Source organism: Streptomyces cinereospinus (assembly GCF_042430725.1).
GTDB classification, from domain to species: Bacteria; Actinomycetota; Actinomycetes; order Streptomycetales; family Streptomycetaceae; genus Streptomyces; species Streptomyces cinereospinus.
The window spans coordinates 4,541-24,714 of the sequence record NZ_JBHMCY010000001.1; the positions used below are offsets into that span (position 1 = coordinate 4,541).

At 72.2% G+C, this 20,174-nt stretch carries 15 protein-coding genes and 2 pseudogenes; 8 read left to right on the forward strand and 9 right to left on the reverse strand.

Going from position 1 to position 20,174, the window contains the following annotated elements:
- Nucleotides 1-260: 260 nt before the first annotated feature.
- A complete protein-coding gene (locus ACFF45_RS00030; protein WP_381340080.1) occupies nt 261-1,580 on the reverse strand; it encodes an aminotransferase-like domain-containing protein in 1,320 nt (439 codons plus the stop codon).
- An 85-nt stretch (nt 1,581-1,665) separates the two neighbouring features.
- Between ACFF45_RS00030 and ACFF45_RS00035 the strand changes: the two genes are divergently transcribed.
- Together ACFF45_RS00035 and ACFF45_RS00040 are read left to right on the forward strand one after the other, a co-directional pair.
- Complete coding sequence (locus ACFF45_RS00035) at nt 1,666-2,448, forward strand: alpha/beta fold hydrolase (protein WP_381340082.1); 783 nt, start codon at nt 1,666-1,668, stop codon at nt 2,446-2,448.
- A gap of 83 nt (nt 2,449-2,531) precedes the next feature.
- Nucleotides 2,532-4,478: an FUSC family protein gene (locus tag ACFF45_RS00040; protein ID WP_381340085.1), complete on the forward strand. Its 1,947-nt coding sequence runs from the start codon at nt 2,532-2,534 to the stop codon at nt 4,476-4,478.
- Between the two features lie 62 nt (nt 4,479-4,540).
- Here ACFF45_RS00040 and ACFF45_RS00045 read toward each other — a convergent pair whose 3' ends face one another.
- The gene (locus tag ACFF45_RS00045; RefSeq protein ID WP_381340088.1) at nt 4,541-6,607 is read right to left on the reverse strand and encodes a PhoX family protein; all 2,067 of its coding nucleotides are present in this window, start codon (nt 6,605-6,607) and stop codon (nt 4,541-4,543) included.
- 248 nt (nt 6,608-6,855) lie between these two features.
- On the opposite strand from ACFF45_RS00045, the gene ACFF45_RS00050 reads away from it, so the two are divergent.
- From ACFF45_RS00050 to ACFF45_RS00060, 3 genes are all read left to right on the forward strand, one after another.
- Entirely contained in the window at nt 6,856-9,546 is a 2,691-nt protein-coding gene (locus ACFF45_RS00050; protein ID WP_381340091.1) for a VWA domain-containing protein, read from the forward strand.
- 115 nt (nt 9,547-9,661) lie between these two features.
- Entirely contained in the window at nt 9,662-11,380 is a 1,719-nt protein-coding gene (metG, locus tag ACFF45_RS00055; protein WP_381340094.1) for a methionine--tRNA ligase, read from the forward strand.
- Nucleotides 11,381-11,471: 91 nt separating this feature from the next.
- Nucleotides 11,472-11,837 carry a PH domain-containing protein gene (locus tag ACFF45_RS00060; protein ID WP_381340097.1) on the forward strand — a complete coding sequence of 122 codons (366 nt, stop codon included), beginning with the start codon at nt 11,472-11,474 and terminating at the stop codon, nt 11,835-11,837.
- 94 nt (nt 11,838-11,931) lie between these two features.
- Here ACFF45_RS00060 and ACFF45_RS00065 read toward each other — a convergent pair whose 3' ends face one another.
- From ACFF45_RS00065 to ACFF45_RS00085, 6 genes and pseudogenes are all read right to left on the reverse strand, one after another.
- Entirely contained in the window at nt 11,932-12,144 is a 213-nt protein-coding gene (locus ACFF45_RS00065) for a DUF397 domain-containing protein (protein ID WP_381340100.1), read from the reverse strand.
- A pseudogene (locus tag ACFF45_RS35600) lies at nt 12,141-12,270 on the reverse strand (transcriptional regulator); the annotation flags it as partial. The gene ACFF45_RS00065 and the pseudogene ACFF45_RS35600, both read right to left, overlap by 4 nt.
- A 77-nt stretch (nt 12,271-12,347) precedes the next feature.
- On the reverse strand, nt 12,348-12,560 hold the full coding sequence (locus tag ACFF45_RS00070) for a DUF397 domain-containing protein (RefSeq protein ID WP_381340103.1): 213 nt from the start codon (nt 12,558-12,560) through the stop codon (nt 12,348-12,350).
- Nucleotides 12,557-12,686: pseudogene (locus ACFF45_RS00075) on the reverse strand (transcriptional regulator); the annotation flags it as partial. The pseudogene ACFF45_RS00075 and the gene ACFF45_RS00070, both read right to left, overlap by 4 nt.
- A 78-nt stretch (nt 12,687-12,764) precedes the next feature.
- Nucleotides 12,765-12,977, reverse strand: coding sequence for a DUF397 domain-containing protein (locus ACFF45_RS00080; protein WP_381340105.1), 213 nt, complete (start codon nt 12,975-12,977; stop codon nt 12,765-12,767).
- Complete coding sequence (locus ACFF45_RS00085) at nt 12,974-13,849, reverse strand: helix-turn-helix domain-containing protein (protein ID WP_381340107.1); 876 nt, start codon at nt 13,847-13,849, stop codon at nt 12,974-12,976. The genes ACFF45_RS00080 and ACFF45_RS00085 overlap by 4 nt, the downstream gene beginning before the upstream one ends.
- A 158-nt stretch (nt 13,850-14,007) precedes the next feature.
- Here ACFF45_RS00085 and ACFF45_RS00090 point away from each other — a divergent pair, with 158 nt between their 5' ends.
- Together ACFF45_RS00090 and ACFF45_RS00095 are read left to right on the forward strand one after the other, a co-directional pair.
- Complete coding sequence (locus ACFF45_RS00090) at nt 14,008-14,553, forward strand: ATP-binding protein (RefSeq protein WP_381340110.1); 546 nt, start codon at nt 14,008-14,010, stop codon at nt 14,551-14,553.
- Nucleotides 14,554-14,702: 149 nt separating this feature from the next.
- Nucleotides 14,703-15,638: a helix-turn-helix domain-containing protein gene (locus ACFF45_RS00095; protein WP_381340113.1), complete on the forward strand. Its 936-nt coding sequence runs from the start codon at nt 14,703-14,705 to the stop codon at nt 15,636-15,638.
- Nucleotides 15,639-15,948: 310 nt separating this feature from the next.
- On the opposite strand, the gene aspS is transcribed toward ACFF45_RS00095, so the two are convergent.
- A complete protein-coding gene (gene aspS, locus ACFF45_RS00100) occupies nt 15,949-17,712 on the reverse strand; it encodes an aspartate--tRNA ligase (protein WP_381340115.1) in 1,764 nt (587 codons plus the stop codon).
- Nucleotides 17,713-17,854: 142 nt separating this feature from the next.
- On the opposite strand from aspS, the gene ACFF45_RS00105 reads away from it, so the two are divergent.
- Nucleotides 17,855-20,035 (forward strand): SpoIIE family protein phosphatase, encoded by a 2,181-nt coding sequence (locus ACFF45_RS00105; protein WP_381340118.1) that lies wholly within the window; start codon nt 17,855-17,857, stop codon nt 20,033-20,035.
- The last annotated feature ends 139 nt before the right edge of the window (nt 20,036-20,174 follow it).

A 20,174-nucleotide genomic window follows, 5' to 3' on the forward strand; every position in this document is an offset into this window, starting at 1 on the left:
AACAACAGAGCCCACCCGCAACCAGCGGCGACCACGGCCACCCAGCTCACCGGCCGACTCCACCCCACCCCGCGACAACCGCCCACACCCGCACCGCCCGCTCCAACCCCACCGCACCAACCAACCCGAGCCCAAACCCGACCGCCTCCGACACCCGGAACACCCCGACCACAAAAACGACCCCGGGCATCACGACGACACCGTGCACAACCGCAACAACAGAGCCCGCCCGCAACCAGCGGCGACCACGGCCACCCAGCTCACCGGCCGGCTCGACCCCGCCCCGCGACATCCGCCAACACCCGCACCGCCCGCTCCAGCTCCACCTCGGCAACCGACCCGAGCCCGAGCCTGACCGCGTCCGGCGTCCGGTACGCCCCGACGCCGAAGGCGGTCCCGGGCGTCACGGCGATGCCGTGCGCGGCGGCGGCCGCGGTGAAGGTGTCCGCCCGCCACGGCGCCGGCAGCTGCCACCAGGCGTAGTAGGCCCGTGGATCGCCGCGTACGGCGAACGCGCCCAGCCACCGCCCGACGATCCGCTGCCGGCGCGCCGCGTCCGCCCGCTTGGCGGCCACCAGCCGCCGGACGGTGCCGTCCCCGATCCACCCCGCCGCCGCCTCCAGCGCGAACCGCCCCGCGCTCCAGCCGCCGGACCGGATCGCCTCCGCGACCGCGTCCACCCGCCGCGGCGGCACGACGAGGAAGCCGACGGTGAGTCCGGGCGCGACCCGCTTGGACAGACCGTCCACGACGTGGGTGAGGTGCGGCGCGTGCACGGCGAGCGGCGGCTCCGGCCGCAGGAAGGACCAGATGCGGTCCTCGACGACGGGGAGTCCCAGGCCGGTGACCGCGCGCGCCACCTCGGCGCGGCGCCGCTCGCTCATCGTCACCGACGTCGGGTTGTGCAGCGTCGGCTGGACGTAGAGGGCGGACAGGGGTGCGCCGCGGTGGGCGTCCAGCAGCGACTCGGGGCGCAGTCCGTCCTCGTCCGTGGCGAGCGGGACCAGCGTGATGCCGAGCCGCGCGGCGATCTCCTTCACCAGCGGGTACGTCAGCTCCTCGACGCCGACCCGGCCGCCGGGCCGGACCAGGGAGGCGAGGGCGGCGGCGATCGCCTGGCGGGCGTTGCCGGTGAACAGCACCCGCCCGGGGTCGGGGCAGCCGAGGAGCGCGGCGGCGGCCTCGCGGGCCGGGCCGGTGCCGGTGGCGGCGGCCGGGCGGAGGGCGTCGCCGAGGGCGTCCGGGCGCAGCAGGGGCGCGAGGGCGGGGGCGAGGAGGCCGGACTGGCCGGGGGCGGTGGGGTAGTTGAGTTCGAGGTTGACCGGGGCGGTGGTCGCCGGCTCGGCGAGCGCCCGCGCCCCCGGCTCCCGGGGCGCGGCCCGGACGAACGTCCCGCGCCCGACCTCGCCCACCACCAGTCCGCGGCGCACGAGTTCGCCGTAGACCCGCCCGGCGGTGGACGCGGCGATGCCGCGCCGCCGGGCGAACGCCCGCTGCGGGGGCAGCCGTTGGCCGGGCGCGAGCCGCCCGGCGGCGATGTCGGCCGCGACGGCGTCGGCCAGCGCCCGATAGTCGTCCACGCCGCCCGCCTCCACCGGATCGCGATTGCACCGAGGGCAAAGATCTTATTGCACTGAGGAGTTGGGCGGCCCTAGGGTCGATCACATGACTCCTTTCCTCGTATACGAGGACAAAGGCGCCGATACGTCGTCCCGGCTGCCCCTCGTCCTCGTCCACGGCCACCCCTTCGACCACACGATGTGGGCGCCGCAGATCGAGGCGTTCGCCCGCGGCCGCCGGGTCGTCGCCCCCGACCTGCGGGGCTACGGCGCCTCCCCGGTCACGCCCGGCAGCACCCCGCTGGCCCGCTTCGCGCAGGACCTCGGGGACCTGCTGGACGAGCTGCGGGTGGAGTCGTACGTGCTGGCCGGCCTGTCCATGGGCGGCCAGATCGCGATGGAGTGCTACGCCCGCTTCGGCGACCGCGTGCGCGGACTGGTCCTGGCCGACACCTTCCCGGAGGCCGACACGGCCCGGGGCCGGCGCGAGCGCAACGCGGCGGCGGACCGCCTGCTGCGGGAGGGCATGGCGGGGTACGCCGACGAGGTGCTGGAGAAGATGGTCGCCCCGACCGCGTCCGCCGAGGTCAAGGCGCACGTTCACCGCATGATGACCGGCACCCCGCCCGAGGGCGCCGCCGCCGCCCTGCGCGGCCGTGCCGAACGCCCCGACTACCGCGAGCTGCTGACCCGCGTCACGGTCCCGGCGCTGGTGGTGGTCGGCGCGGACGACACGTACACACCGGTGTCCGACGCCCGGGCCATGCACGCGCTGCTGCCCGGCTCCGCCCTCCACGTGATCGAGGGCGCGGCCCACCTGCCGAACCTGGAACGCCCCGAGGACTTCAACGCGGCGCTGGAGGCGTTCCTGGCCCGGGTGGACCCGTGAGCCCGGCCCGCGCCCCGGCCGCCCGGAACAGCGGGACCGGCCGGTCCTGACCGGACGTGATCAAACCGGTGATAATGGGGTCCATGTCCCGCGAGTTCCCCGTCAGTCTCACACCGCCCGACTGGCTGGTGAGGAACCTCCGGGCGCAGCAGGCGCCGGTCAACCGGCCCGCCGCCGCCCGGGCGGCCCTCGCCCTGGCCCTGCCGCTGGCCCTGGGGCTGGCCTTCGGCCGGCCCGACTACGGTGCCCTGGCCGCCATGGGCGCCCTCAACGGAGTCATCAGCGACACGGCCGCCGCCTACTGGCTGCGGGTGCTGAACATCGCCGTGCCGCAGCTCTTCGGCGCCGTCGGCGTCACCCTCGGCACCCTGGTGTACGGCCACGGCTGGGTCGCCGTGGCCGCCGTCACCGGCGTCGCGCTGGTCTCCGGGATGATCTCGACGATCGGCGCGGTCGCCTCGGTGTCCGGCCTGCTCCTGCTGCTCAACGCCGTCGTCGGGGCGGGACTGCCGCTGCCGGGCGCGTGGTGGCTGCCGGCGCTGCTGACCGGCGGCGGCGGACTGCTCGTCCTCGTCCTCGCGCTGCTCGCCTGGCCGCTGCGCGCCGGGGTCCCCGAGCGGCTCGCGGTCGCGGACACCTACCGGGCCGTCGCCGACCTGCTCGCCGGCTGCGCGGGCGGCTCGGAGGCGGCCTACGACGACGCCCGGCACACCGTGACCGGCGCCCTGGACAACGCCTACGACCTGGTCCTGTCCCACCGCGCCCGCCACCACGGCCGCAGTCCGGAACTGACCCGGCTGATCGCCCAGTTGAACGCCGTCACCCCGATCGTGGAGGCCGCCCCCGCCGTCCACCTGGCCGGCCGCCCGCTGTCCGACCGGATCCCGGCGGCCGTGCGCGCCATCGCCGCCGCCGTCGAGACCGGCCGCACCGCACCGCTGCCGCTCCGGCTGCCGGCGCCCACCACCGGGACCGCCCGCGCGGTGGACCACGCCCTGCGGCACGCCGCCGACGTCGTCACCGCGCCGGACGTCGACCCGCGCGGCGTCGACGACCGCCTCGGCGGCCCCGCCGCGCTGCGCGTCCGCACCGCCCGGGCCGCCCGGAACGCCGTCCTGTCGGCCAACTCCTGGCGCTACGGCCTGCGCCTCGCCCTGTGCATCGGCATCGCCCAGGCCCTGGTCTCCCTCGTCCCCGTCCCGCGCTCCTACTGGGTCGCCCTGACCATCACCTTCGTCCTCAAGCCGGACTTCGGCTCGGTCTTCTCCCGGGCCCTGCTGCGGGCGCTCGGCACGGTCGCCGGGCTGGTGGTGGCGGCGGGGGTGCTCGCGGAGGTGCCGCGCGGCTGGTGGGACGTGCTGGTCCTGCTGCTGCTCGCCCCGCTGATCCCGGCGCTCACGCCCCGCGGGTACGGCTACCAGACCGCCGCGATCACCCCGGTGATCCTGCTGCTGTCCGACATCCTCAACCAGCAGGGCACCGACCTGCTGCTGCCCCGCCTGGTCGACTCCCTCATGGGCTGCGCGATCGCCCTGACCGCCGGGTACCTGCTGTGGCCGGAGAGCTGGCACACCCGGGTCGGCGCCCGCCTCGCCGACGCGGTGGCGGACACCGCCCGCTACGTCGAGACGGCCTTCGCCGACACCACCGACCCCGCGGCCCGCGCCCGGATGCGCCGCCGCCTCTACCGCGACCTGTCCGGCATCCGCACGGAGTTCCAGCGGGCCCTGACCGAGCCGCCGCCCACCGGCCGCCGCGCCGCCGCGTGGTGGCCGCTGGTGGTCGCCGTGGAACGCATCGTGGACGCGACGACGGCGGCACGGGTCCGCGTGAAACACGGATCCGCGCCGCCGTCGAAGGCGGAGATCGACCAGGTGGCCCGGCAGCTGAGGGACCTCTCCGCGGGCCTGCGCCGGGCGGTGACCCTCGTCCCCGTCCGCGCCGACCTCACCGGCCCGGCGGGCAGCGTGCTGGAGCCCCTGCGGCAGGAGGTGGCGACGGCGCGGGCGATCACGTCACCGCACGCCTAGTGCCGCGGCACCAGCGGTGTCCTACCCCCGGCCACCCCCGGGCCCACCCGGCCGGCCGCCGCTCAGACGCCGATGTCGCCGCCGTCCTTGCGCCACACGGCCACGACCGCCGGCCGGTTGATCTTGCCGGGTCCGTCGGGCCAGGCGCTCAGCGGCTTCTCGGCGGTCGCCCCGTCGAGCTCGCCCGGGTGCTGCACCGCGACCAGGACCCGGCGGTCCTGGACGAGCGGACCGCAGGTCTCCGCGCCCTTCGGCACCGTCAGGAACTGCTTCAGCTCACCGCGCCGGTCACCGCGCGTGGCGACGCCGAACAGACCGTCGTGCGAGCCGAGCTGCGCGCCGTCGGTGGAGATCCACAGGTTGCCGTGGTCGTCGAAGGCCACGTTGTCCGGGCAGGAGATCGGGCTGACGTCGTCCTTGGGGAACCCGGCGAAGTAGGTGGCCGGGTCGTTCGGGTCGCCGGCGACCAGGAACAGCGTCCAGGCGAACATCGTGCTGTCGGCCCGGTTCCAGCGCTCGGTCAGCTCCAGGACGTGGCCGTGCTTGTTGGCGTTGCGCGGGTTGGCCTCGTCCGCCTTGGCGTTCGTGCCGACACCGCGGTTGGAGTTGTTGGTGAGGGCGACGTACACCTTGCCGGTGTGCGGGTTGGGCTCGATGTCCTCGGGCCGGTCCATCTTCGTGGCGCCGACCCTGTCGCCGGCGAGCCGGGTGAAGACGAACACCTCCTCGGCGGTCATGCCCTCGACGTGCGAGACGGCACCGTCCGCGGTCGCCGTGGCCAGCGGGATCCACTCGCCGCTGCCGTCGAACTCGCCGTCGCCCGGGAGCTTGCCGGTGCCGTCGATCTCGATCGCCGGGGAGTCGCCGGTGAGCTTGGCGACGTACAGGGTGCCCTCGTCCAGCAGCGAGAGGTTGTGCTCCCGCACGGAGCGCGAGTGGCCCTTCTTCATCCGCTTGCTGCCGACGAACTTGTAGAAGTAGTCGAACCGCTCGTCGTCACCGGAGTAGACGACCGGCCGGCCGTCCTCGGTCAGCCGTACGGTCGCGCCCTCGTGCTTGAAGCGGCCGAGCGCGGTGTGCTTGCGCGGCGTGGAGTGGGGGTCGTACGGGTCGAGCTCGACGACGTACCCGAAGCGGTGCACCTCGTTCGGCTCCTGCGCGACGTCGAAGCGCTTGTCGAAACGCTCCCACTTGCGCTCGGTGGCGCCGGTGCCGATGCCGTACCGCCTGTCGGTGGCGCGGCTGCTGTTGGCGAAGTACTGGTTGAAGTTCTCCTCGCCGTGCAGCGTGGTGCCCCAGGGGGTGACGCCGCCGGCGCAGTTGTTGAGGGTGCCGAAAGCCTTGGTGCCGGTCGGGTCGGCGGAGGTCTTCAGCAGGTCCGAACCGGCGGCGGGGCCGGTGATCCGGAACTCGGTGGTGGCGGTGACACGCCGGTTGAGCGGGTGCCGGGACACGGGCGTGAGCCTGCCGGTGCGGCGCTCGCCCTCGACCACGACGGCGGACAGCCCGTGGGCGGCCCAGGCGATCTCGACCTGCTCCCGGGTCGGGTTGGCGGCGTCGTAGCCGCGGAACATCAGGATCTCGTCGGTGTACTCGTGGTTGGCGACGAGGACCTGCCGGCCCGGCTCGCCGGGCAGCGGCAGCAGCGCGAGGAAGTCGCAGTTGTAGCCGAACTGGCCGGCCTGGGCCTCGGCGGTCTGCTTCTCCGGGTCGAAGGCGGGGGCGCCGCGCAGGATGGGCTCGCCCCAGCGGATGACGACGTTCTGGCCGTAGCCCTCGGGGACGGTCACGGCGTCGTCGGTGTTCGGCGCGACCGGCGTGAAGCGCAGGCCGCGGGCGCCCTTCGTGCCGGGCTTGGTCCAGTGGCCGGCAGGCGCGGCCTGCGCCTCGGGCGCGGCGGCGACGGTCACGGCGGTACCGGCGGCGGCGGCCGCGGTGACGACGGCGGCGGCGCGCATCACGCTGCGGCGGCTCAGGGCGCCGGCGATCACGTCACCGACGTACGGGTTGGCGGTGGTATTGGGCACCTCGTGGAAACAGGCGTCACCACAGCGGAACCGGCAGGTCAGAGCGGACCGTCCGCCCGCATGCGAGTCATTGGTCCGGATGATAGGCAGCAGATTGCGCACCTTGTACTCCCCTTGCTTCCCCTTGTATCCAGCGTGACGGACGGTAGGAGCACGTTTGTGCGGGAGTGGGGCGATCGAGTGAACTCAGCGTGAATCGGAAGTATCTGTAAGGAAGTTGAGCTTGGCCCGCAGAGCGTCTTGGACCGACCCTTGACGCGAACGCCGTCGGTTCCTTCCGGACCGCTAACCTTACGTGTCCGTCCTGGCCAGGGATTGACAGGCATCACCTCAGACGAAGGGTTGCGCACATGGGCATTCTCACTCTCCTGCGGAACGCATTCGGCCGCTCCCGAAAGGGCCGCACGCCCGAGGGAGAGGGTGTCCCCACGCAGCCGGAACCGACCCCGGCGGCCGCCTCCGGCCTCTCCGAGCCGCGCGAGGAGCAGCGGCCGCGCGAGGAGCACGAACTGGTCGCGGCGGCCTTCGACAAGGTGGCGACCTCCCGCCCCACCCACCCCGTTCCAGCCGCCCCCGAAACCCCGGACAGCGACGACAAATCCCCCGAACCCACCTCCCAGGACCACCCCCCGACCACCCCGGAGCAGCCCACTCCGACGGAAACGCAGGGTGACACCGGGCCGGGGGAGGACGAGACGCGGGGTGCCGTTGAGGCCGGGACCGAGACGCCGGGTGACGTTGAGACCGGGACCGAGACGCCGGGTGACGTTGAGACCGGGACCAAGACGCCGGGTGCCATTGAGACCGGGACCAAGACGCCGGGTGCCATTGAGACCGGGACCGAGACGCCGGGTGACGTTGAGACCGGGACCAAGACGCCGGGTGCCATTGAGACCGGGACCAAGACGCCGGGTGCCATTGAGACCGGGGCTGACGCCGAGGCGGAGACCGAGACGCGGGAGGACAGCGCGACTCGGGATGCCGCCGAGGCCAACGCGGAGACCGAGGCTCAGGGTGATGTCGAGCCCCGGGACGAGATCGCGGCGGAGACCGGGACCGAGACGCGGGACGACACCGAGACCGAGACGCGGGGTGACGCCGAGACGCGGGAGGACAGCGCGACTCGGGATGACGCCGAGGCCGAGGCGGAGACCGAGACGCGGGAGGTCAGCGGAGCTCGGGACGACGCGGAGGCCGAGGCCGAGTCGCAGAGCGTGACCGAGGCACAGGCCGAGGCGCAGAGCGTGACCGAGGCACAGGCCGAGGCGGAGCCGGAGACTGACAAGGCTGACACCGAGGCGGAGCCTGAGGCTGACACCGAGGCACAGGATGACGTGCGGCCCGCTCCCGAGCCGGAGACTGACACGCAGCCCGAGCCCGAGCCTCAGCCCGAAACGAAGGACGAGGCCGAGGACGAGGACGAGGCGGAGGCGGAGCCCGCACCGGGAGCCGAAGCAGTCACCGCACCCACCCCGGAAGCGACGACCGACCCGGAGACCGAAGCGAAGGCCCCGGCGGAGCCGCAGACCACCACCGAAACCGACCCGCAGCCCGAAGCCGACGTTCAGCCCCCCTCCGAGCCGCAGACCGACGCACAGGCCGACACCCCGACTGACACTGACACCGAAGCCGACGTGCGGCCCACCCCCGAGCCGGACGCCGACGCACATGCCGAGCCCGAGCCTCAGCCCGAAACGAAGGCCGAGGCGGAGGCGGAGGCCGAGGCGGAGGTCGAGGCGGAGCCCGCACCGGAAGCCGAAGCAGTCACCGCACCCACCCCGGAAGCGACGACCGACCCGGAGACCGAAGCGAAGGTCCCAGCGGAGCCGCAGACCACCACCGAAACCGACCCGCAGCCCGAAGCCGACGTTCAGCACCCTTCCGGGCCGGACGCCGACGCACAGGCCGACACCGCGACTGACGCCGACGTACAGCCTGCCCCCGAGCAGGAGGCCGAGATCCAGGCCGAGACCGAGGCGAAGGACGAGGCCGAAACCAAGCCGGAGCCCGCGCCGCAGGCCGAAGCAGAAACCAAGCCGGAGCCCGCACCGCAGGCCGAAGCAGAAACCGCACCCGTGACCGAGCCGGAGCCGGAGCCGACGCCGGAGCCCGAAGCCACGGTCGCCCCCCAGCCGCAGCCCGAGCCCACCACAGACGAGGCCCCCACCCCGCAGCCGGCGGCCGAGCCGCAGCCCGAGGCCGACCTCGCCGAGTCGTCGCATCCGGCACCCGAGACCCCCGCCCCCGCTGACTCAGCCGAGCCCGCGGCAGCGGCCGCCGCACCCGCCGACGGCGAGAACGCCCCACAGGCGCCACCCGCACCCGGCGACGAAACCGGCACGGATGGTGCGGGTGGTGCGGGTGGGAAGAACGAGCCCTCCGTACCCCAAACCCTCCGCACGGCGTACACCGCCGCCGCCACCACCCTCGCCGCCCACGGCCTCACCCCCACCTCCACCAGCCCCACCACCCCCACCAAGGTCTACCTCGTCCTGGACCGCTCCGCCTCCATGCGCCCGTACTACAAGGACGGCTCCGCCCAGGCCCTCGCGGAGCAGACCCTCGCCCTCGCCGCGCACCTCGACCCCGAGGCCACCGTCCGCGTCACCTTCTTCTCCACCGAACTCGACGGCACCGGCGAGCTGACCCTCACCGACCACGAGGACAGGATCGACGAGCTGCACGCCGGCCTCGGCCGGATGGGCCGCACCAGTTACCACGTCGCCGTCGAGGACGTCCTCACCCACCACGACGCCACCACGCCCCCCGGCACCACGCCCGTCCCCGCCCTGGTGATCTTCCAGACCGACGGCGCCCCCGACGCCAAGACCCCCGCCACCCAGGCCCTGGCCGGCGCGGCGAAGACCCACCCCCACGTGCACTTCGCCTTCGTCGCCTTCGGTGAACACGACAACAAGGCCTTCGACTACCTCCGCAAGCTGAAGACCGGCAACACGTCCTTCTTCCACGCGGGCCCCACCCCGAAGGAGCTCACCGACACCGAGTTCTACGAGGGCGTCCTCGCGACCTGGCGCCCGTAGGGAAAGCACCACCCGGCCGCCCGCCTCCCACCCCGCGAAACGGGAGCCGGGCGGCCCACCCGTGTCGGCTACGATTTCAAGGTTCGTAGACGCAGCGACCTGGGAGCAGCCCCCGATGGCTCGACACCTCATCACCAGCGCCCTTCCGTACATCAACGGGATCAAGCACCTGGGCAACATGGTGGGGTCCATGCTCCCGGCGGACGTCTACTCCCGTTACCTGCGCCAGCGCGGCCACGACGTGCTGTACATCTGCGCGACGGACGAGCACGGCACCCCGGCGGAGCTGGCGGCCAAGGAGCAGGGCCTGCCGGTCGCGGACTTCTGCGCCCAGGCGCACGACGCCCAGAAGGCGGTCTACGACGGCTTCGCACTCGCGTTCGACTACTTCGGCCGCAGCTCCTCCGCGCAGAACGTCGAGATCACCCAGCACTTCGCCCGCAAGCTCAACGAGAACGGCTTCATCGAAGAGCGCGCCATCCGCCAGGTCTACAGCCCCACCGACGGCCGCTTCCTGCCGGACCGCTACGTCGAGGGAACCTGCCCCCACTGCGGCTACGACAAGGCCCGCGGCGACCAGTGCGAGAACTGCACCCGCGTGCTCGACCCCACCGACCTGATCGACCCCCGCTCGGCGATCTCCGGCTCCACGGACCTGGAGGTGAGGGAGACCAAGCACCTCTTCCTGCTCCAGTCCAAGCTCCAGCACGAGGTCGAGGAGTGGGTCGCCCGGCACGAGGACGACTGGCCCCAGCTGGCCTCCTCCATCGCCCGCAAGTGGCTGAACGAGGGCCTGCACGACCGTGCCATCACCCGCGACCTGGACTGGGGCGTCCCGGTCCCGGCCGACACCTGGCCGGACCTGGCCGCCGAGGGCAAGGTCTTCTACGTCTGGTTCGACGCGCCGATCGAGTACATCGGCGCGACCAAGGAGTGGTCCGACCAGGACCCGCGGAACCGGGACTGGAAGTCCTGGTGGTACGACGTCGACACCGACGTGCGCTACACCGAGTTCATGGCCAAGGACAACGTCCCCTTCCACACCGTGATGTTCCCGGCCACCGAGCTGGGCGTGCGCGAGCCGTGGAAGAAGGTCGACTTCGTCAAGGCGTTCAACTGGCTGACGTACTACGGCGGCAAGTTCTCCACCTCCCAGAAGCGCGGCGTCTTCACCGACCAGGCCCTGGAGATCCTCCCCGCGGACTACTGGCGCTACTTCCTGATCGCCAACGCCCCGGAGTCCGACGACTCGTCCTTCACCTGGGAGCACTTCACCGCCACGGTGAACAAGGACCTCGCCGACACCCTCGGCAACTTCGTCAACCGTGTGCTGTCCTTCTCCAAGAAGCGCTTCGGCGAGGAGGTCCCGGCCGGCGGCGTGCCCGGCGCGGCGGAGGCGGCGCTGGGCGAGGAGATCGCCCGCCTGCTCGCCGAGTACGAGCAGCAGATGGAGGCCCTCCAGTTCCGCAAGGCCGCCGCGGCGCTGCGCGCGCTGTGGTCGGCGGGCAACTCCTACCTGGAGGAGAAGGCCCCCTGGCTGGAGATCAAGACCGACAAGGACGGCGCCGCGCTCACCCTGCGCACCGCGATGAACCTGATCCACCTGTACGCGGTGGTCTCGGAGCCGTTCATCCCGGCGACCGCGACGGCGATGCGGCAGGCCTTCTCGCTCGCCGACGACACCGCCGCCTGGGTCCCGGCCGACGAGGCGAAGGCCCTGTCCGCCGTCCCGGCCGGTACGCCGTTCACCGTGCCGCCGGTGCTGTTCGCCAAGCTGACGGACGAGGACCTGGCCGCGTACAAGGAGCGCTTCGGCGGGGAAACAGCCGCGTAACAGCCCTTCTCGGGCCCCTCACTCACCGGGTATACCTGGCCAAGATCACATGATCCCGTTCGTGTGACGTCCGAGTGGGGGGTCCACTTCCATGGCACTTTTCGGCAACGCCCACAGCATCGACCCGGGCCAGGCCGCGCAGGACTACGCGCGGCTGCTGGGTCAGGGGGAGCAGGTGCACGCCGCGTACCTGCTGATCCGCGACACCATCCTGTTCACCGACCGCCGCCTGATCCTGGTCGACAAGCAGGGCATCACCGGCAAGAAGGTGGAGTACCACTCCGTCCCGTACCGCAGCATCACCCACTTCGCGGTCGAGACCGCCGGCACCTTCGACCTCGACGCCGAGCTGAAGATCTGGCTCTCCGGCTCTCAGCTGCCGATCCAGAAGACCTTCACCAAGGGCGTCGACATCTACGAGGTCCAGGCCATCCTGACCCAGTTCGTCACGCGGTAGCCGCCGACAGCCAACGGCGCGACGATCACCGCGATCCATGGAGCTGGATGCCCCACACCGGGCGAGAACCGGTGCGGGGCACGTCGGTGAGGGGTCAGCTCCCGGACGCGTACGTCACGAAGTCCGCCCATGCCTCCGGGGCCACCGCGAGGCGGGGACTGGCGTCCCGGTACTTGGAGTCGCGGACGTGGACGGTGCCGGGGGTGGTGGCGACCTCGACACAGGAGTTGCCGTCGCCGCTGCTGCTGTAGCTGCTCTTGAACCACGCCGGTTCGGAAGCGTCACCGGCGGGGACCTTGCGGATCATGTCTCTCCCAGCAGTTGCTCGATGAAGGCCAACGACTCCCCCGGCGGGAGAGCCTGCGCCCGGTTGCTGCCATCCCACTGCTGTCGCGTCCTCGAACTGGAGCAACTCGATCTTGCCACTCCGCCCGCTGCCCTTCGATAAGCCGTGCGACAAAGCAGTCTTACGCCCCGTGACGACCTGGTGCGGGGCACATCAGTGACGAGTCAGCTCCCCGACGCATACGTCACGAAGTCCGACCACGCCTCCGGCGCAAGGGCGAGCCGGGGGCTGGCGTCCCGGTACTTGGAGTCGCGGACGTGGACGGTGCCGGGGGAGGAGGCAATCTCGACGCAGGACTCACCGTCGTTGCCGCTGCTGTAGCTGCTCTTCAACCACGCCGGTTCGGAAGCGTCACCGGCGGGGACCTTGCACATCATGTCTCTCCCAGCAGTTGCTCGATGAAGGCCAACGACTCCCCCGGCGGGAGAGCCGGCGCCCGGATGCTGCCATCCCACTGCTGTCGCGTCCTCGAACTGGAGCAACTCGATCTTGCCACTCCGCCCGCTGCCCTTCGATAAGCCGTGCGACAAAGCAGTCTTACGCCCCGTGACGACCTGGGTGCAGGGCACGTCAGTGACGAGTCAGCTCCCCGACGCGTACGTCACGAAGTCCGACCACGCCTCCGGCGCAAGGGCGAGCCGGGGCCCCGCGTCCCGGTACTTGGAGTCGCGCACGTGGATGGCGCCGGGGGTGGTGGCGACTTCGACGCAGGAGTCGCCTTCGTTGCCGTCGCTGTAGCTGCTCTTGAACCACGCCATTTCGGAGGCATCCCCGGCGGAGGCCTTGCGGATCATGTGTCTCCCAGCAGTTGTTCGATGAAGGCCAACGACTCCCCCGGCGGGAGAGCCTGCGCCCGGATGGTGCCATACCGCAGCTCGAGAATGCGGAGCTGCCTCGGGTCGGAGATCGGCCGCCCGTTGAACGCGCCATCGGAGCGCCCCACAGCAGTGCCGTCCTCAAACTTCAGCACTTCGATCTTGCCGTCCAGGCCCGGATGGGTCTCGCGGTGTGTCGGCATCACCTGGAGGGAGACGTTACGCAACCGCCCCACCTCCAACAGACGTTCGAGCTGCTGCCGCCAGACCATTGTGCCCCCGAGCGGCCGCCGGAGCGGCGCCTCTTCCAGGACGAAGCTGAGCGCAGGAGCAGGGTCCCGATCGAAGATCGACCGCCGAGCCATGCGAGCGGCGACCATCCGCTCGACCTCTTCCTCCGAGTACGGAGGTTGCCGTGACTCGAAAGCCGCCCTCGCGTGCTCGGGTGTCTGCAACAGCCCACTGATGCTGTGGCACACGTACACCCCGATCTCGACGGCCCGCGCCTCCATCTGCGCCAGGTCCCGAATCCTCTTGGGATACCGGACTCTCGCCACATCCTCCTTCATCGCGGCGAGCAACCCACCCGCCCCCAACACCCCGTCCGCCCTGTCCAGGAACTCCGGCCGGGGAATCCGCTTCCCACCCTCGATCTTGTAGACGAGGTCCTCGCCGTACCCCACCGCCTTGCCGAACTCGCCGGCGCGCATCCCCACGGCCTCGCGCCGCAGCTTCACCTGCCGCCCCACGGTGGCGACCACGGCTACGCCCCACTCGTCGTCCGGGTCCACCTCCCACCCCGGCTCGTCAGCCTCGGTCCTCAGCCGCCGAACCTCGCCGTCCACCGACATGCGCGCGCCCCTCCGTCGTACCGCCTCGTACCAGCCACGCCCTAGTCGTACGCGCCGCCCCGACAAGCCCGGACACCACCGGACGCCGACTGGACAGTCACCGTACGCAACCATGGCGTCACTCCCCAAGGTAGGCACATCCGGCCACGCTGGGTGACGTGAATCAGAAACTCCCCCAATCCGGCAGTCCCGTCCGCGACTTCAGCGTCCTGCTGTCCCCCACCCCCCGAGGCGCCCGCCTCGCCCGTCTGCTCGCCACGGAACAACTGCGGACCTGGGGGCTGCCGTTGGACCCGGCGCGGCTCATCGTGGCCGAACTGGCGAGCAACGCCGCCACCCACGGCCGCGTTCCCGGCCGGAACTTCCAGCTGTTGCTCCACGTGGTCGGCGAGACCCTCCGCATCGAGGTCACGGACACGCGCGGTGACCGGCTTCCACAGTGCCGCCTCGCCGACCCGACCGAAGAATCCGGCCGTGGTCTCACCCTCGTGGCCGCCCTGGCCGACCGCTGGGGCGTGATCCCGGGTCTGCCACCCCGCAAGACGGTCTGGGCCGAACTCACCTTCGCCGCCCCGCGATCACCGGCATCCGAGGGCCCACGCTCCGGCCGGACCCGCGCTCCCTATGCACTGCCCACCGGGGAGAAAGAACCCCGCCAAGCCCCACCCCTCCCTCCCGCCGGGCAGGCTCACTCCCGCGAGTGAATATGCCCGACTGGGCTGGATTCCGGCCCGGTTGCCTGCCTTACGCTCAGCGCCAGCAGCACACGACAACCCCAGACATGCGACGGCCCTCGCCGGGACTGGCATCCCAGTGCGAGGGCCTGACCACCGAGGAAGACAGGCCCTTCCCGATGGACACCGAAAACCGTAGCGCGCCGACGCGCGCCCAGTCCCGTATCCCGGCGAAAAACCACCCCGACGGGCACCGCACCGCCGGCGTCGTCCACGACCACGTCCGCCACACCGAGAACTTCACGGTGATCGGCAACGACCTGGCCCAGCACCCGGAGCTGTCCCTGCTCGCCATCGGACTGGCCTGCTACATCCAGTCCGTGCGGCCGGGCACCGCCGTCGACATCAAGACCCTCGCCGCCCGCTTCCCGGAGGGCCCCACCCGGATCGCCGCCGCCCTGCGGGAACTGGAAACCCACGGCTACCTGCGCCGCAGCCGCGAGCGCACCGCCACCGGCCGGATCGTCACCCGCACGGTCTCCAGCAACAGGCCCGGTCACCGCGCCGCCCGGGAGACGGCCACCCGCAGGTCCGCCGCCCGGCGCACGTCCCCCGACGAGCCCGCACCACGCAAGCATCTCCCCGCCGTCCCCCAGCCCTCGTACCCCGCCCCCGCCCTCCTCCAGACAGCCGTCGACGTGCTCGCCGGGCTGCGCCGCCACGACCCCCGCCTGCTCCTCTCCGCCACCGACGCCGAGCACCTCGCCCCGGGCGTCGCCGCCTGGCTGGAACGCGACCTCACCCCCACCGCCGTACGCCACGCCCTGACCGCGAACCTGCCGAACGAGCCCCTGATCCGCCCGGCCGCCCTCCTCGCCCACCGCCTGGCCTCCCAGGTGCCTCCCCCGCCGCCGTTCCGGCCCCCGGCCTCACCTGTCCCCGAGCCCCGCCGTCCCCTCCAGACCTGCGACGGCTGCGACCGCGCCTTCCGGGCGCCTGAGCCGGGCCGGTGCCGCGACTGCCGATCCGACGATCTCCACCCAGAACCTGCCGCTCTACGAAAGCCGGACCGGTGGGCGGCACTGAGCGGCTGTGACCGGCGCCAGCCGGCGTGAGCGCGGGCGTGCGCTGCTCAGGGACGATTCGGTAGCCGCCGAGGCCGCCGCGCGCCTCCTCGAAGAGGCGGGCACCGAAGAACGCGGGACGGTGAGGGGGTCGAGGGTGCCTCGGTCCCGCACGGTTGACGAGCGGGGCCGTCATCGAGGTGATCCGCTCAGCAACGGCTCAGACTCGTCCGGCGCCCGGGTGAAGACCGCGACGGGCTGGGGCGGCATCGAGGCGCTGTCCTGCCACCTCTCCGGCACCCGATCCGGAAAAGCCGAAGGGCACCCGGGAAGACCCGGGCGCCCTTCGCGCTGCGGCCGCCTACTTCGGCTGCGGCTTGCGCACCGACAGGTGCAGCTCCTTCAGCCGGGCCTCCTCCAGCTCCGTCGGAGCGCCCATCATCAGGTCCTGCGCGTTGCCGTTGAGCGGGAACGCGATGGTCTCGCGGATGTTCGGCTCGTCGGCCAGCAGCATGACGATGCGGTCGACGCCGGGCGCGATACCGCCGTGCGGCGGGGCGCCGAAGCGGAAGGCGCGCAGCATGCCGGCGAACTTCTCCTCGACGGTCTCCCGGTCGTACCCGGCGATCTCGAAGGCCTTGAGCATGATCTCCGGCTCGTGGTTCCGGATCGCGCCGGAGGACAGCTCCACGCCGTTGCAGACGATGTCGTACTGCCAGCCCAGGATGGACAGCGGGTCCTGGGTCTCCAGGGCCTCCAGGCCGCCCTGCGGCATGGAGAACGGGTTGTGCGAGAAGTCGATCGCGCCGGTCTCCTCGTCCTTCTCGTACATCGGGAAGTCGACGATCCAGCAGAAGCGGAAGACGCCCTCCTCGAAGTGGCCGGCCCGCTTGGCGGCCTCGACGCGCACCGCGCCCATGATCTTGGAGACCTCGTCGAACTCGCCCGCGCCGAAGAACACCGCGTGCCCGGCGGCCAGCGACAGCCGCTTGGTCAGCTCGGCGACGTTCTCCTCGGTGAGGAACTTCGCGATCGGGCCGGACAGCGTGCCGTCCTCGCCGACCCGCACCCACGCCAGACCCTGGGCGCCCAGCGAGACGGCGTACTCGCCGAGCTGGTCGAAGAACTTCCGGGGCTGCGCGGCGACGTCCGGCACCGGCAGCGCCCGGACGTGCTTGCCCGCGAACGCCTTGAAGGCGGAGCCCTCGAAGATGTCGGTGATGTCCGCCAGCTCCAGCCGGGCGCGCAGGTCCGGCTTGTCGGAGCCGTACTTGAGCATCGCCTCGCGGAACGGGATCCGCGGGAACGGGGAGGTGACGTGGCGGCCGCCGCCGAACTCCTCGAACAGCTCGGTCATCAGCTTCTCGACCGGCTGGAAGACGTCCTCCTGCTCGACGAAGGACATCTCGATGTCGAGCTGGTAGAACTCGCCCGGCGAGCGGTCCGCGCGGGCGTCCTCGTCGCGGAAGCAGGGCGCGATCTGGAAGTAGCGGTCGAAGCCGGAGATCATCAGCAGCTGCTTGAACTGCTGCGGGGCCTGCGGGAGGGCGTAGAACTTGCCCGGGTGCAGGCGGGACGGGACGACGAAGTCGCGGGCGCCCTCTGGAGAGGTCGCGGACAGGATCGGGGTCGCCATCTCGTTGAAGCCCAGCGCCGTCATCTTGTGCCGGATCGCCGAGATGACCGCCGTGCGCAGCATGATGTTGCGGTGCATGCGCTCGCGTCGCAGGTCCAGGAAGCGGTACTCCAGGCGTCGCTCCTCGTTGACCCCGTCCTCGGTGTTGATCGTGAAGGGCAGCGGGGCGGCCGCGCCCAGCACCTCGACCTCGCCGACCTCGATCTCGATCTCGCCGGTGGGCAGGTCGGGGTTGATGTTCTCGGCGCCGCGGGAGACGACCTGGCCGTCGACGCGGACGACGGTCTCCTTGGAGAGCTTGTCCAGCGCCTCGTAGGCGGCCGTGTTCGGCCGGGCGACCAGCTGCGTGATGCCGTAGTGGTCGCGCAGATCGATGAAGAGGATGCCGCCCAGGTCGCGCCGATTGTGCAGCCAGCCACTCAGCCGGACGTCGGTGCCGACGTCAGAGGCGCGGAGCTCGCCGCAGGTGTGGGACCTGTACCGATGCATCGTCGTTCATCCAGCCTTCGCAGATCGGGGGTGTTTCACGTGAAACACCCCCAGGGTACCGGCCGCCCGGCGGGGCCTCTCCTCCATTACCGGTGCGCGGCTTCGGTGGCAGCACCCGAACACCTCTTCTTAGAGTGGGACAATGCGCACTGCTGAGCCCCTGCCCGCCGTGGGGCAGGTCCTCGCCGCCCTCGCGACCGGCCTGTGGCACTGGGACACGGCCACGAAGCTGGTCACGGTGGACGCCGAGGCAGCTCGGCTGCTCGGGCTGCCCGCCGAACAGGTGACCCTCACCGAGGCCCAGGCCAGGGCCCGGCTGCACCCCGTGGACTGGAACGAGATCGTCAGCGTGGTAGACCTCGCCGCCGCCGAGGGCACGCTCGCCGAGGTCCGGGTACGGATCATGGACGAGCGGGGCCGGGTGGTCCGTACCGTACGCAGCCGCTGCAAGCCGAGCTACGACCGCGCACGCCGGGCGTTCGAGCTGATCGGCACCCTCCAGGAGGTCACCGACCCCTCGCCGGGCACCCCCGCGGGCCGTCGCACGGTCACCGGGGACTGGCGGCGCTCCCGGGAGGCGTTCCTGCTGGACGCGGGCCGGGCCCTGGCCGAGGCCCGGTCCACCGCGGAGGTGCTGCGAGTCGCGGCCGGGCTGTCGATGCCGGGCTTCTCGCCGGACGGGCTCGCGGTCTTCGGCGTGGAGGGCGACCGGCTGACGATCATGGGCCACCACGGGCACCTGCCCAGTGACGAGAACCCGTTCGTGCACATGGCCCTGGAGACGGACTTCCCGGCGGCGGAGGTCGTGCGCACCGGCCGCGCCGTCTACCTCTCCTCGCCCGAGCAGTACAAGTCCCGCTACCCGCTCACCTGGCGCCTCGCCGAGCGGTTCGGCCGCCAGTCCTGGGCCTTCCTGCCGCTCACCGTCGCCGGGCGCACGATGGGCGCCTGGCTGGCGGCGTTCGCCCATCCGGTCAGCTTCACCCCGGACGAGCGGTCCGTGCTGACCACGGTCGCCCGGATGCTCGCACAGGCCCTCAGCCGGGCCGGCGTCGCCGAGTCGGAGCGGGAGCTGACCGACGGCTTGCAACGCTCCATGCTGCCCTCGCTGGGCCCGGAGATCCCCGGCATGAGCGTCGCCGCCCGCTACATCCCCACCGGCGGCGGGCTCCAGGTCGGCGGCGACTGGTACGACATGATCCCGCTGCCCACCGGCCGGTTCGCCCTCGTCATCGGCGACGTGCAGGGGCACGACGTGCGGGCGGCGGGCCTGATGGGCCAGCTGCGCACCGCCCTGCGGGCGTACGCCTCGGAGGGCCATCGCCCCGACGCCGTACTGTCCCGCGCCTCCCGCTTCCTGCACGGCATCGGCGCCGCCCACGAGGACCCCGGCGATCTGCGCTTCGCGACCTGCCTGTACGTCGAGGCCGACCCCGCGACCGGGGCGCTGGCCATCGCCCGCGCCGGGCACCCCGACCCGGCGATCCGGATGCCGGACGGCACGGTCATGAATCGCCCGACGGCCGGCGGGCTGCCCCTCGGCATCGACCCGGACGCCGACTACCCCACCACCGAGCTGGTCCTCCAACCGGGCGAGACCATGCTGATCTGCACCGACGGCCTGATCGAGACCGGCGGGCACGACCTGGAGACCGGCTGGGCGCGCATCCGCGCCATCCTGGAGGAGCATCGGGGCGGCCTGGAGGAGCTGGCCGACTCCCTGGTCCAGGCCGTGCACGGGCCGTCGTCCCACCACACCACCGGCCCGCTCGCCGACCGGCGCGAGGACGACATCGCCCTGCTGCTGCTGTGCCGGGAGGGCGAGGGCTGCGGCTGCGGCGACACCGCCCCCGTCCGGCCGCGGATGCGGCGCACCATACTGACGGTGGCGCAGGCCGAGCCGGAGCGCGTCGCCGTGGCCCGGCAGCAGCTGCGCGAGCTGCTGCACGACTGGGGCAGTGCCGACCAGGTCGACTCGGCGGTGCTGCTGCTGTCCGAGATGCTCACCAACGTCCTGGTGCACACCGACACCGACGCGCTGCTGGTCGCCGAGGTCGCCGGGGAGCCGGGCGCGCGGCGGATGCGGGTGGAGGTGACCGACACCGGCGACGACCTGCCGCACCGGCGCCACCCCGGGGAACTGGCGTCCTCCGGCCGAGGACTGATGCTGGTCGAGCTGCTCGCGCACGCCTGGGGGGTGGACCCGCGGGGCGAGGGCAAGAGCATCTGGTTCGAACTGCGCGAGCCGGACGGCTCGGCGGACCCGGCCGAGCCGGACGGCTCGGCCGGGTCCGCCGGCCCGGACGGACGGCCACCGGCGTAGCGGCACGGCACACCCACCCGGCCCACCCGAGCCCCGCGCCAGGAGCCAGGAGCCAGGAGCCAGGAGCACGCTACGGCCCGCCCACGGCCCGCACCGGAAGACCCCCGCGCACGCTACGGCCACCCACGCCCCGCACCGG

What these genes read in the sequence shown, in the direction of transcription:
- ACFF45_RS00095 (WP_381340113.1), top strand. Translation starts at nt 14,703, where the DNA reads ATGGACACCGAAAACCGTAGCGCGCCGACGCGCGCCCAGTCCCGTATC.
- ACFF45_RS00035 (WP_381340082.1), top strand. Translation starts at nt 1,666, where the DNA reads ATGACTCCTTTCCTCGTATACGAGGACAAAGGCGCCGATACGTCGTCC.
- aspS (WP_381340115.1), bottom strand. Translation starts at nt 17,712, where the DNA reads ATGCATCGGTACAGGTCCCACACCTGCGGCGAGCTCCGCGCCTCTGAC.
- metG (WP_381340094.1), top strand. Translation starts at nt 9,662, where the DNA reads ATGGCTCGACACCTCATCACCAGCGCCCTTCCGTACATCAACGGGATC.
- ACFF45_RS00050 (WP_381340091.1), top strand. Translation starts at nt 6,856, where the DNA reads ATGGGCATTCTCACTCTCCTGCGGAACGCATTCGGCCGCTCCCGAAAG.
- ACFF45_RS00080 (WP_381340105.1), bottom strand. Translation starts at nt 12,977, where the DNA reads ATGATCCGCAAGGCCTCCGCCGGGGATGCCTCCGAAATGGCGTGGTTC.
- ACFF45_RS00065 (WP_381340100.1), bottom strand. Translation starts at nt 12,144, where the DNA reads ATGATCCGCAAGGTCCCCGCCGGTGACGCTTCCGAACCGGCGTGGTTC.
- ACFF45_RS00085 (WP_381340107.1), bottom strand. Translation starts at nt 13,849, where the DNA reads ATGTCGGTGGACGGCGAGGTTCGGCGGCTGAGGACCGAGGCTGACGAG.
- ACFF45_RS00070 (WP_381340103.1), bottom strand. Translation starts at nt 12,560, where the DNA reads ATGATGTGCAAGGTCCCCGCCGGTGACGCTTCCGAACCGGCGTGGTTG.
- ACFF45_RS00040 (WP_381340085.1), top strand. Translation starts at nt 2,532, where the DNA reads ATGTCCCGCGAGTTCCCCGTCAGTCTCACACCGCCCGACTGGCTGGTG.
- ACFF45_RS00060 (WP_381340097.1), top strand. Translation starts at nt 11,472, where the DNA reads ATGGCACTTTTCGGCAACGCCCACAGCATCGACCCGGGCCAGGCCGCG.
- ACFF45_RS00105 (WP_381340118.1), top strand. Translation starts at nt 17,855, where the DNA reads ATGCGCACTGCTGAGCCCCTGCCCGCCGTGGGGCAGGTCCTCGCCGCC.